The following is a 12180-nucleotide window of genomic DNA, read 5'->3' as shown; positions in this document are numbered from 1 at the left end:
AAAAGTTTGATTATTATTTTATCATAGATATATTAGGAAAAGCATCCTAGCTACATACAGTATGACGAAAACTAGTTGCAAAGGAGGATCTATATGCCATACGTAACCGTAAAAATGTTACCAGGACGTACCGATGACCAAAAGAGAGCGCTAACAGAAAAAGTTACAGACGCTGTTGTTGAAACAACTGGTGCCTCTAAGGAAAAGGTTGTTGTTTTCATTGAAGAAATGGAAAAGAACCACTATGCTGTTGGTGGTAAGCGATTAAGCGACCAATAAGAATAAGCCCTCCATTACCCCAAAAGTTAGAGTGAAAATCTAACTTTTGGGGTGTTTTTGTATGGCAAGATATCATGTTAGTTTTTTTAACGAAGGGATAGAAGGCTCAAAGCGAAACCAAAAGGACGGCCTCCTATGTCTGGAAAAGGAAAATCAAAACCATCAAAACAAAAAAAGCACTGTCTCGCGAAGAACAACTAGAGCGTGAAAATGAACTTCTTCGACTAGAAAATGCCTATTTAAATAAGCTAAAAGCACTTCAGGAGAACCCGAATGCCTAGCTAGAAAAGCACAAGCAGCGTTTGCGTTCGAGCTCAAACAAGAAGGATTCAAATTAAAAGATGTGTTACGTATCGTCAATATGCCAGAAACCACCTATCATTATCACATTCAGCAAACTCTAACTTATTCGGGTCGCCACCTTAGGAGTTTTTTTCTTATTTAACGTTTTGTTTCGTAAATTGAAACTGATTCTCCTCAACATTAGCATTAGGGTAAGATTTTGCGTCATTTTCCTCTTCTGTTTTCTTTGTCTTATTGAATTTATATAAGACACCTACTTTCACTTGTTGTACTTCTTTAACCCCTTGAACAATTAATTGCATTGCAAAAATGACTAACATGAATGCAATTAGAACCGGTAACACTAAATGAGGCCAAACCCGAAAATCAGTGCCAGCATTACCAATTAATCCCGACCATTCATTTGTATATGATTGGGGTGGATCTGCCAATAAACCAAAAGACATGACGGTTCCTCCAAAGTATAGTTGAAAAAAACCGAGGTGAATGAGCAACAATAACACTTGAATAAACTGCTGTCCAAATAAAATCGTCATTCTAGGACCAATGTGTGGCAAGATATGTTTCGTTAACATGTGCCTTGGTCCTCCACCTAATACTATTGCACTTAAAATAAACTCGTTCTTCATCACTGTACCAATTTCATTTCCGGTTAGCGCCATCATGACCGGGATAACGAGAATAGTCAATATGATGATTTCTAAGACTACCCTCTCAAAAAACGATGTTTCCCAACCATCTCTCGGTTGTATTAAGATTGGGTGTAAAATCGCATATGCAATAATACTTAACGGAAGAAAGTGTGAAGATTCTGCAATTTTATCGATCACCTTTCGTCCCGAAGAACTTAACTTAAATGTATAAAACGTACCTAAGAGAAATCCGATGATTATTCGCAATACAGCAACAATAAATGCAAATAATATTGTATATTTCGCACCAACAACGATTTGATCCCAAATGCTGTACCCAAGTCGATCTGAACCGAGGAAAAACGGGTCTGTTGGTTCATGTGGGGTGTTCCCAAGTAACTTTCCGCTTGGATTATAATACAATCGCACTTGATCTATTACCGGGGAGGCTAACTTCGTATGTAAGTAGCTATATACTAGTATTCCTATTAAGAAGAGAAAGCCGATAGCAAACTTTACATTCTTCATATGGACCAAAATGACCTTCAATACATACATTGCTGGTGGCCAAATAATGTTAGTGATAAAGTTCCGGGTATATAATATACCCCTCTTAATAATAGGGATATCGTCTCCTTTTTTCACAGGAACCCCTGCACGGATATCTGCTTCTGCCCATATGTTTAATAAATTATATAAAACGAAGAACGGCGTAAATAACATTATTAGTATAAAGGCTACTACCATCGGCTTGTTGAAATTGTTCAATAAGATGTCTGAAACTCCTCGTACGTTAAACACTCGTTCAACGATAAAAAGGCTGGATAACGAACCCCAAATAATCACCTTGGAATGATGAATTGTACTAGGAAATATGTTCTTTATAACATGGGCCACAATAATACTAAACTTTTTTATCCCTTTACTCTTTGCAAATTCAACATAACTTTTAATAAACTCTTCTTCAATCATGAGGAGGAAAATTTTAAACAGCGACACTAATGGTAGGATTGCTAATGTTAGAATCGGTCCTGCATAAGCTTTCTGGTCTCCTCCTAATGAGGCTATTCTAAATAACGAAATACCCGTCCTATGCATGACTTCAATAACTATCCATTGAAGAAGTACCGCGATGAGTAAATCAGGAATAGCTTCCAAAAAATTAAGGAGCCGTTTTACAAAAGATGAAATTGGTTTGGGGAGGAAGTTTAGTGTGATGGCTAAAATAAGAGCTACAACAAAACCTCCAAGTATCGCACCTAGTAAAATTTGCATTGAATAAATATAGGGTTCCCATAAATATTCCCAAATTGGATTTGGTTGCCCCCGATAAACAAACACCCAATTGTCAACGTCAAGGAATTCCTTAATAAATGAAAAGAGTTCTGATAGATAGTTTGCTGAATTCGTCAGCTGTTTATTTTCCAACGCTTTCGGTGCCACACTGATACATATAATGCCAAAAATCCCTAATAAAAAATAATTAATTGTCTGTATAAGTCGCATTTATATCTACCCCTCACCAATTTGAGTCAATAAATACATTATATCACTATAGTTTTAGATGATTATCCACTATGAGTATTTCAGTATTACAAAAAAAGGATAGGGTTTGGAAAACCCTATCCTTAACACGATATTTAATTCGTTAATTCATGAATAAACTTCCATGCTTCATCAAACTCTTCCCTCGTATACTTTTGTTTGCTTTTTACCGTAAGCACTTTATCTTCTACTTCTTCTTTACTTAAGTTTTCGAAGTAAAGCATGGTAGATACTAATTCAAGAAAACGGGAACTTTTTTCGTTTAATAATTGAATATATGATTCCATATGAGGCAAGTCAATATTGTAATGACTTAAAAATTGTTCTCCATCTTCCGTTACGATATATCTATATTGGTAATAATTGCTCTTTTTTTCCTTTTCTTCTGCTAAAAAGCCTAAATTACACAGTTCTTCAATTCGAAGGGTTAGCTCTTCTGAATATGGTCCATAAATATGGAAACCGTAACGCTCTGAAAAAGGAAAATCACATTTTTTTAATATATATATCATTTTTTGCAACTTTTTCCGCCCAATGACCTCTTTGCTTTTTGCAAAAAACGTCATTAGCTTTGCGTGTTCAGCTAGCAATTTTCTTCCTCTCCTATCCGTTCAAAATTTCTAAAATTCTTTGTTTTTTCGCATTATCATCAGATAAACCTTCTATAAAGTCCATCGGAAAGTACAGTTTATGATCGGTTCGTTTTTTTCCGGAGATCGCTTCGACAATCTCTGAATGACGAGATAATTCTCTTAAATCACCGTTTGGCATTTGTAAATGAATTGGCAAACGTTCTTCCTCTTCACCAGGACGGTAAAAATCATACGGAAGATCTGAAGAAGAATCTACTTCTAAGTAATAATCAGGGTCAATTCCTACCTTACGAAACAGATCGTTCAATTCCATATATTCGCTTATTTGTAAATTAGGATTAAACTCAATGTATTTAAATAAATGGCGATTCACAAACCGATTACATAAATCTCGTAAAATGTCATCTTGCTCATTACGCCATATTTGAAAGTAATACATGACAACAGATTCGTCCAGTTGTAAATAATCATTAAGAGTTGGGTTTTCCTCAAATAAGGAATAAAAGTGGATTGGTTTTAGTTGAAATTCGTAACCACTATTATATAAATCCCTCGCTCTGTGTAAGATTTTCGATAAAATCACCTCTGCACTTCTCGTCACAGGGTGAAAATACACTTGCCAATACATTTGATAACGGCTCATAATATAATCTTCTACAGCGTGCATACCACTTTCCTTAATTACTACTTGATCCCCCATCGGGCGCATAACACGTAAAATTCGCTCCATATCGAAATATCCATAACTTACTCCTGTGAAATAAGCATCCCGTTGTAAATAATCCATACGGTCAGCATCAATTTGGCTGGATATTAAGCTTACTACCAACTTGTTCGAATATGTTTTCCCAATTACATCAGCTACCTTTTGGGGAAAGTCTTCACCAACCCGTTGTAGTATACGATTCACATTTGTATCTCCGAGTATAATTTCTTGTGTAAAATCTTCGTGGTCTAAATGAAATACTTTTTCAAAAGAGTGGGAAAAGGGGCCATGACCTAAATCATGTAAAAGGCCAGCACATAAACAAAGCAGGCGTTCTTCCTCATTCCAATCAGGGTGGTCTTTAAAATTTTCCAAAATTCTTCGGACAATTTCATAGACTCCTAAAGAATGGTTGAACCGACTATGTTCAGCACCGTGAAAAGTTAAATATGTTGTTCCGAGTTGTCGGACTCTTCGTAGTCGTTGAAATTCCGGGGTTCCAATTAAGTCCCATATAACCCGATTACGGACATGTACGTACCGATGGACCGGATCTTTAAACACCTTTTCTTCACTTAACTGCTCATTAAAATATGGCATGTTTTCCGACCTTTCTACAACATTCATGTTCAATTTGTTTCTATTATATCTCTATTTGGTCCACAAAAAAACACCTTGATTTTTCTACAAGGTGCCCATCTCTATTATGAAGGTTGTCGTTGTTTCTTTAACCTTTTTTCAATTTTAGGAATTAATTCCTCTTCCGTATGAGCGGCACACGGACGGTTGTTAACAAAGGCAAATGTCTTCTTTAATCCAGGTCCACAATAAGATTGGCAACCGACTTTTATTTCAGCCTCGGGATCAATCTTTTTTAACAATTGGGTGAGTGTCTTTACATTCGGTGTACGACATTCATCACAAATCCGAAATTCATTCCCCATTTGCCTTCCCTCCTTTTATATAAAAAATGACTAACATATATAATATAATTTTTTTATAGACTAAATGGTATTTTAACGGGAAAAAGGAATTCTTGCAAGAAGGGTGTTCTGATATAATAAGACAGTAATCGGTATTAAAAGGAGAACATACGAGTATGACTACAAAAAATGATTTATTATCATTTGATTATATACGTTTCATTGATCATTCCACAATGACAAATTTTAACGGTGCGATGCATTCATTTGCCATTGACGATTCGTTAGCTATTTCTGTCGGTGATGGGGCATCACCACCTGTTACTAGGCTATGGGTTCACGATCGTACGATTGTGCTAGGGATTGCAGATGCTCGTCTTCCATATTTGAAGGACGGAGTCAATTTCTTAGAACAACAAGGATACCAAGTTCTTATCCGAAACTCTGGTGGTCTTGCTGTCGTTTTGGACCAAGGGGTTTTAAATGTTTCTCTCATATTTCCAAATGCGAAAAAACTTGATATTCATGATGCTTACGGTGCAATGGTTCAATTTATTCGACAACTATTTGCTTCTGAAGGAATGCAAATAGATGCCTTTGAGGTAAAAGGTTCTTATTGTCCAGGTGATTTCGATTTAAGTATAGGCGGGAAGAAATTCGCTGGCATTTCTCAACGTAAAGTAAAGGACGGAACTGCTGTTCAAATTTATTTATGCGTGGAAGGAAGCGGCAGCGAACGTGCACAATTCATTAAGGAATTCTATAAGTTAGGAACAAAGGGAGAACAAACGAAATTCGCTTACCCTACTGTAAAACCGGAAACGATGTCGTCATTATCTGAACTATACAATAAAACAATGACAGTAGAAGACGTTCGGAACCGTATTTTATTTGAACTACAAGCGTTATCAAATAAAATTGTAACAGATCCGCTTTCTTCTTCAGAATGGGCGTCATTTGAGAAACGATTAGAATATATGGAATTACGAAATGAAAAAGCACTAGGTTCATTATAACAACCTAGTGCCTTCTTTATGTTTACTCAGATACAGACTGCGCAGCTGTAATTAACGCTAATTTATATACATCATCTACGTTACAACCTCTAGACAAATCATTGACCGGTTGATTTAATCCTTGCAATATCGGTCCAACTGCATCAAAGTTTCCTAGTCGTTGTGCAATTTTGTACCCGATGTTACCCGCTTCTAAGCTAGGGAAAATAAAAACGTTCGCATCACCTTTTAACACTGAGTCTGGTGCCTTTTTCTCTGCTACCGAAGGAACAAATGCAGCATCAAATTGAAATTCACCATCAATAACAAGGTTAGGGTTTGCTTCTTTTGCCATTTCTAACGCTTTCACTACCTTTTCTGTTTCAGGTGACTTTGCTGAACCTTTCGTTGAGAAGCTTAACATCGCTACACGAGGATCAATCCCAAACAACTTTGCTGTTTTAGCACTTTCGCTAGCAATTTCTGCTAACCCTTCCTCATCAGGAGTAATATTAATCGCACAGTCTGCGAAAACATATTTCTCTTCACCACGAACCATAATGAATACACCAGAAGTACGCTTTACACCTGGTTTTGTTTTAATAATTTGTAAAGCTGGTCGAACTGTATCTGCCGTTGAATGAACAGCACCACTTACTAACCCTGCTGCTTCGTTCATATATACGAGCATCGTACCGAAATAGTTGTTTTCTTTTTTCAACAGTTCTTTTGCATCTTCCTCGGATACTTTCCCTTTTCTTCTTTCTACAAACGCAGCTACCATTTCATCGAACTTGTCATATTGATTTGGGTCAACAATTTTACTTTTTGAAACGTCAATATCCAGTGCCTTCGCTTTCTTCGCAATTTCTTCTTCGTCACCTATTAATACAGGTGTAACATAACCATCTTCAGCCAAGCGGCTTGCCGCTGCTAAAATTCGCTCATCTAATGACTCAGGAAATACAACTTCCTTATGATTATTCTTCAAATTTTCTTTCAACGTAGCAAACAAATCACTCATGTTACTTCCTCCTAAAAAACAATTCACTCTAAGGTGTTTATGTAATTATAATTATGCCTAATTGCTAGTGTAACGTTTTTAACTACCGAAACGCTACCGAGATGCACATTTGAATCCTAACTATACGTTTCCTCTTTCACGAAAAATTATGTTATAGTAAAACCGATAACAATAAGAATGATTTTACATATAAAGGAGCGGTTTAAAATGAGTGAAGCAGTGGAAACACTTGATGGCTGGTATTGTCTCCATGACTTTCGCAAAATTGACTGGGCAGCTTGGAAAAAGGCTACTGAAGAAGAAAAAAGCGCTGCACTACATGAGCTGAATAGCCTTCTAAATAAGTGGAATGAAGCAGAACAAGAGAAAGAAGGAAGCTTTGGCGTATACTCTATCGTTGGACAAAAAGCAGATCTGCTGTTCATGAACCTTCGTCCAACAATGGACGAGCTATTACAACTAGAGACAGCCTTTAACAAAACGAAACTCGCTGAGTATACTATTCCGGTTTATTCTTATGTATCTGTTGTAGAACTTTCGAATTATATGGCACAAGGGAAAGACCCGAATACAGATCCAGAAATTCAAGCTCGCTTGAAGCCAATATTACCGAAATGGGATTACATTTGTTTCTACCCAATGGATAAGCGCCGTCAAGGTAATGATAACTGGTACAGCTTATCTATGGAAGAACGGGGTAAGCTCATGTACGCTCATGGAAAAACGGGTCGGAAATACGCTGGAAAAGTACGTCAAATTATTACCGGTTCTGTAGGTTTTGATGATTGGGAATGGGGCGTAACCCTATACGCACATGACGTATTACAGTTCAAAAAATTAGTGTATGAAATGCGTTTTGATGAAGTAAGTGCTCGTTTTGCTGAATTCGGAACATTCTTTGTCGGTAACCGGCTAGAGACGAAAGAGATTGAGCAATATTTAAAAGTATAAATGAATATAATGAATGAACAAAGCCTATGATCATGCGATCATAGGCTTTTCATATGACTCTTTTACCAATTCATCTCATATCGAATTATGTAGTGCATATATATGGAATAGAAAGAGGAAAACACTGTGTACTCACTTTGGGTACGAATAGTGATTCTTTCATTTAGGTAAAGCGAGGTGAATTGTTTGGCAGTAATTGCAACTAACGCGGCGTCAGAAAAGTTACTCGCAAGGCTCTTAAGGGCGGAAGCCGAGGGAGATGGTAACTTAGGGATGCTAATGGTCGGAAACGTTGGCGTAAACCGTGTTCGAGCTGATTGTCTTGATTTTAAGGACATCCGAACAATCGAAAACATGGTTTACCAGTCTCCAGGTGGCTTCGAAGCGACACAAAAAAGCTACTTTTATCAACGCGCCCGTGAACATGACATAAACTTAGCTCGACGCACGATTAAAGGAGAACGATTTCATCCAGCCAGCAATGCCCTTTGGTTTTTCATGCCTGGAGGAAGCTGTCCTTCACAATGGTATGGTCAGTGGAATACAGGCAGATATAAATCACACTGTTTCTTTACACCGTCACAATCTGAGTGTCCAAGTGTATTTTAGAAAGGAGAGGTTCATTACATGACGTATCCGCAAAATTTTGGAGGTCCTTCTTTCGGTTCAGGTCAAGGCCAAGGAGGAATGCCTCAACAAGGGCAACAACAAGAAGGTGGTCAACAAATGTTCCAAGGTGGCTTCCAACAACCTTCTGGCATGCCTGGTCAGCAACAAGGAGGAATGCAAGGCTTCCCACCTGGATTTTTTGGTGGTCAACAAGGTTTTCAAGGAATGCCTGGACAACAGCCAATGGTTCCTGGAGTATCTGGTGGACCATTCCCGGGTCAACAGCTTCCACAAGTTGAAGAATCTTATATTGAAAACATCCTGCGATTAAACAAAGGCAAAACGGCCACGGTTTATATGACGTTTGAGCAAAACAAAGAATGGAATGCAAAAGTATTTAAAGGGATTGTAGAAGCTGCAGGTCGTGACCACATAATTTTAAGTGATCCACAAACAGGCCGAAGATACCTGCTTCTTATGATTTACTTAGATTACATTACGTTTGATGAAGAATTAAATTACGAGTATCCATTTGAGTAAATAGAGAAAAAGGAGTATCCCTTCAAATCTTGGATACTCCTTTTTTCTATCAAATGAAAGGAAGATATGAGTGCGACACACATCTGAACGCTTCTTTCAATTCCAACATATTGCGTTAGGAGTTTGTCTTGTTTGCAGTTTAATCGGACTCTTCTCAAAATACTCCGCTTTTTACTTACTAGCCCTTTATGCTTTAGCCATTAGTTTTGCTTTTGAAGGATTAGGACATTATTTACGATTTCATCAACCCTATTTCATTCTTCAAATCATACGGGCTATTATCATTCTTGTCATTTCTACAATTATCTTTTTTTCATAATTAAAGGGATTTTAAAATCGCAACAAACAACATAACCCAACCAATAAGGAAAGCTACCCCACCAATTGGTGTAATCATAGCCAACACTTTTACATTCGTTACTGTATAGATATATAAACTACCAGAGAATAAAACAATTCCGACTAAGAAGAACCAGCCAGCACCACTGATTGTAGTACTTGAAAACCTGTCTACAAGGAAGGCTACAATAAATAATCCAATTGTATGGAACATTTGATATTGCACTGCCTTTTCCCATATGTTCAGCATTTTCTCTGAAACTTTCCCTTCTAATCCATGGGCACCGAATGCTCCGAGTGCAACGGTTAAAAAGCCATTAATAGCACCTAATAATAAAAACAATTTCATTTCATTAGTCCCCTTTCCCTACCTTAAAAGTCAAAAATCGAATCTCCATTTGCCTCATCATGATCAATTGGTTTCGTCTCTCGTCTTGGTTGCTGAACTTTTGTAGTAGAAGTAGTTTCATTATGTTGCTGCTTCATTTTCTCCATGACTACCGCCTCATCTGTACTCATATCTTCATCTAAAAACAAATCGGTTAATAACCGAATCGTTTGAATGTGTTGTTTTAATTTAGCCGGGTTTTCCTTATCCAACATAGCCTTGTTTACTTCGTTACTAATCTTTTCTAACACTTTCTGTTCAGGAATAGGCACCTCTACTTCTCCTTTCATCATTAATCCGTACCCAGTATACCATGAAACGATGATACAATATAAATCTCCAACCGCTCATTCCGTTCCATTGGACAAACTTTTTTCTATATGAATAATAGATAAAAGAGATATATGATGTGGAGGGGATTACTATCGTAACGAATCTATTACATCCTTTATTTGAAGATCAATTGTTGACGGATGAAAACAAACATATATGGAATATGATTCTCCCGAAACGGCTACGGAAAATGTATGATATTTTACAAGAGAGAACACGTTATATAACCCTTTTAACTGAGGCCGTAGATGATGGACATAATCAAGCAGCATTATTAAGAAGTGCAGAATCATTTGGTGTTCAAGATGTACACGTCGTAACTGGAAAGGCACCATTTCTTCCAGCTAAATCCATTTCTAAACAAGCAGAGGAGTGGATTAATGTAATGAAACACCCTTCTATCAGGGATGCCATTGGTCAGCTAAAAGCAAACGGTTACCATATTGCTGCAAGTCATTTAAGCAATACATCTGTACCTTTAGAAAATCTCTCTTTTCATAAACCTACCGTTTTACTATTTGGAAATGAACATGAAGGGGTTTCCGAGGAAGCATTACAGTATGCTGATGAACAATTTATCGTCCCAATGAACGGATTTATGCAAAGCTTAAACATTTCCGTTGCTGCTGCTATTAGCCTTTATGAAGCTACGCAAAAAGCACGAATAATAGCCAGCGAAAAGTACTACCTTACAAAAGAAGAGCAGAAACATATTTATGAACAATGGATGATGAAAACTTTAAATCCAAAAGTAAGAGAACTAGTAAAAGCAGGTGTCATCACACAATGACCCTGCCTCTTCCTTTGTCATACATACTTTTTTAATATTCGATCGATGCCATGACCATACGTTTTCCCAAATATATTTAAGTGAACGAGTAAATAAAACAATTGGTAAATAGGTTTTATATCGTCGTAATAATTAGGTATTGGGTAGGCTTCATGATAGGCTTCATAAAATTCACCGGAATATCCACCAAACAATTCAGTGAAAGCTAATTCAAATAATCGATCACCATAAACGACTGATGGATCAATAAGATAAGGTTCACCATTTCGTCCTACAATCCAATTCCCACCCCAAAGGTCACCGTGTAATAAAGAAGGTGCCGTTTGGGATGGAATGTAACGTTCAAGTTGATCGAGCAACTTATTTAGTTTGTCCCTTCTATTTAATGGCATTCGATTCAGTTGTTCTGCTAGTTCCATTTGTGGAATGATTCTATGGTTGCGATAATACTCGATCCAATTATCGTATAGTTCATTCGGTTGTGTTAAGTTACCTATAAACGTATCTTCATAAAACCCATGCTTTTTTTGATGTTGTTTGTGCATGTTTGCAAGCTGTCTCCCCAACGTCGATTCGGTATGTTTCTTCTTATCTCCTTCAACCCATTCCAATATAAGAACACCATGTTCATCATCTTTTGGCTCGTTATAAAAATAAACGTTAGGAACGTTTATTGCGTTTGTATTCCTAATTAAGGCTAAACCCTCCGCTTCTTGGCGAAAAAAAGAGTGTGGAACATTACTGTTTGTTTTAACGAAAAAAGGTTGTTCATCAGTTTCAACGTAATATGCATCATTAATCATTCCACCGGATACTTTTTGAATACGGCTATGGGGAGAAATGTGTTGTTGCAAAATATTATGTAACTCTTCTTTCATCTAATCCCTCCACTTATATTGTAACAAGTATTACATAAAGAAATAAATCTTCACTTCCTTCGTTAATCTCTAATTGCATTACAACATTTTTCTTAATCGTACAATTTTTGTAAAAATTATTACAAAATTGCGAAAAGGATGTATAATAATAGTTGGGATGTTTTGTAAGGGGGAAGATTATGAGTACCTTATTTAGCTTCGAAACGCTTGTGAAAGAGTTCGAACAGAAATTGAACCGGAAGCTAGATGGACAGGAAGAAGAATTTATTTCATGGCTTCATGAACAACTGTCAAAAGAACTTCAACGAAAACAGACACTGAGGGAAACGATATAAGAGATATCTTTAAGAGG

16 protein-coding genes are annotated in these 12180 nt (G+C 36.9%); 8 read left to right on the top strand and 8 right to left on the bottom strand.

Translation table 11 applies throughout. From position 1 onward, the window contains the following. Positions 1–93: 93 nt before the first annotated feature. On the top strand, positions 94–279 hold the full coding sequence (gene thmT / locus NLW78_RS11175; RefSeq protein WP_254497214.1) for a 2-hydroxymuconate tautomerase: 186 nt from the start codon (positions 94–96) through the stop codon (positions 277–279). Between the two features lie 437 nt (positions 280–716). Here the strand turns inward: thmT and NLW78_RS11170 are convergent, their stop codons facing one another. The 4 genes from NLW78_RS11170 to NLW78_RS11155 form a co-directional block, all read right to left on the bottom strand. Further along, a complete protein-coding gene (locus NLW78_RS11170; RefSeq protein WP_254497213.1) occupies positions 717–2720 on the bottom strand; it encodes an ABC transporter permease subunit in 2004 nt (667 codons plus the stop codon). Between the two features lie 134 nt (positions 2721–2854). Next, a complete protein-coding gene (locus NLW78_RS11165) occupies positions 2855–3349 on the bottom strand; it encodes a YwgA family protein (RefSeq protein WP_254497212.1) in 495 nt (164 codons plus the stop codon). 13 nt (positions 3350–3362) lie between these two features. Continuing rightward, positions 3363–4658 (bottom strand): HD domain-containing protein, encoded by a 1296-nt coding sequence (locus NLW78_RS11160; protein WP_254497211.1) that lies wholly within the window; start codon positions 4656–4658, stop codon positions 3363–3365. Positions 4659–4762: 104 nt separating this feature from the next. Then, positions 4763–5002, bottom strand: coding sequence for a YuzB family protein (locus tag NLW78_RS11155; protein ID WP_254497210.1), 240 nt, complete (start codon positions 5000–5002; stop codon positions 4763–4765). Between the two features lie 155 nt (positions 5003–5157). Between NLW78_RS11155 and NLW78_RS11150 the strand changes: the two genes are divergently transcribed. Continuing rightward, a complete protein-coding gene (locus tag NLW78_RS11150; protein ID WP_254497209.1) occupies positions 5158–5997 on the top strand; it encodes a lipoate--protein ligase family protein in 840 nt (279 codons plus the stop codon). A 22-nt stretch (positions 5998–6019) separates the two neighbouring features. Here NLW78_RS11150 and pta read toward each other — a convergent pair whose 3' ends face one another. Next, positions 6020–7000: a phosphate acetyltransferase gene (gene pta, locus NLW78_RS11145; RefSeq protein ID WP_254497208.1), complete on the bottom strand. Its 981-nt coding sequence runs from the start codon at positions 6998–7000 to the stop codon at positions 6020–6022. 207 nt (positions 7001–7207) lie between these two features. Here pta and hemQ point away from each other — a divergent pair, with 207 nt between their 5' ends. The 4 genes from hemQ (at position 7208) to NLW78_RS11125 (ending at position 9419) form a co-directional block, all read left to right on the top strand. After that, positions 7208–7951 (top strand): hydrogen peroxide-dependent heme synthase, encoded by a 744-nt coding sequence (hemQ, locus tag NLW78_RS11140; protein ID WP_254497207.1) that lies wholly within the window; start codon positions 7208–7210, stop codon positions 7949–7951. Between the two features lie 186 nt (positions 7952–8137). Then, positions 8138–8560 carry a cell wall hydrolase gene (locus tag NLW78_RS11135; RefSeq protein WP_254497206.1) on the top strand — a complete coding sequence of 141 codons (423 nt, stop codon included), beginning with the start codon at positions 8138–8140 and terminating at the stop codon, positions 8558–8560. A gap of 18 nt (positions 8561–8578) precedes the next feature. Further along, positions 8579–9100 (top strand): spore coat protein GerQ, encoded by a 522-nt coding sequence (gene gerQ / locus NLW78_RS11130; RefSeq protein WP_437181966.1) that lies wholly within the window; start codon positions 8579–8581, stop codon positions 9098–9100. Positions 9101–9170: 70 nt separating this feature from the next. After that, complete coding sequence (locus NLW78_RS11125; RefSeq protein WP_254497205.1) at positions 9171–9419, top strand: hypothetical protein; 249 nt, start codon at positions 9171–9173, stop codon at positions 9417–9419. Here the strand turns inward: NLW78_RS11125 and NLW78_RS11120 are convergent, their stop codons facing one another. Then, positions 9420–9788, bottom strand: coding sequence for a DUF423 domain-containing protein (locus NLW78_RS11120; RefSeq protein WP_254497204.1), 369 nt, complete (start codon positions 9786–9788; stop codon positions 9420–9422). Between the two features lie 23 nt (positions 9789–9811). Next, complete coding sequence (locus NLW78_RS11115) at positions 9812–10099, bottom strand: YwdI family protein (protein WP_254497203.1); 288 nt, start codon at positions 10097–10099, stop codon at positions 9812–9814. A 137-nt stretch (positions 10100–10236) separates the two neighbouring features. On the opposite strand from NLW78_RS11115, the gene NLW78_RS11110 reads away from it, so the two are divergent. After that, on the top strand, positions 10237–10950 hold the full coding sequence (locus NLW78_RS11110) for a TrmH family RNA methyltransferase (protein WP_254497202.1): 714 nt from the start codon (positions 10237–10239) through the stop codon (positions 10948–10950). Between the two features lie 17 nt (positions 10951–10967). On the opposite strand, the gene NLW78_RS11105 is transcribed toward NLW78_RS11110, so the two are convergent. After that, positions 10968–11828 (bottom strand): fructosamine kinase family protein, encoded by an 861-nt coding sequence (locus NLW78_RS11105; protein WP_254497201.1) that lies wholly within the window; start codon positions 11826–11828, stop codon positions 10968–10970. 179 nt (positions 11829–12007) lie between these two features. Here NLW78_RS11105 and NLW78_RS11100 point away from each other — a divergent pair, with 179 nt between their 5' ends. After that, positions 12008–12163 carry a hypothetical protein gene (locus NLW78_RS11100; protein ID WP_254497200.1) on the top strand — a complete coding sequence of 52 codons (156 nt, stop codon included), beginning with the start codon at positions 12008–12010 and terminating at the stop codon, positions 12161–12163. The last annotated feature ends 17 nt before the right edge of the window (positions 12164–12180 follow it).

Origin of the sequence: Salirhabdus salicampi (genome assembly GCF_024259515.1) — a bacterium.
In the GTDB taxonomy this organism is placed as follows: domain Bacteria; phylum Bacillota; class Bacilli; order Bacillales; family Alkalibacillaceae; genus Salirhabdus_A; species Salirhabdus_A salicampi.
This window is presented reverse-complemented; position numbering and strand designations above follow the sequence as displayed.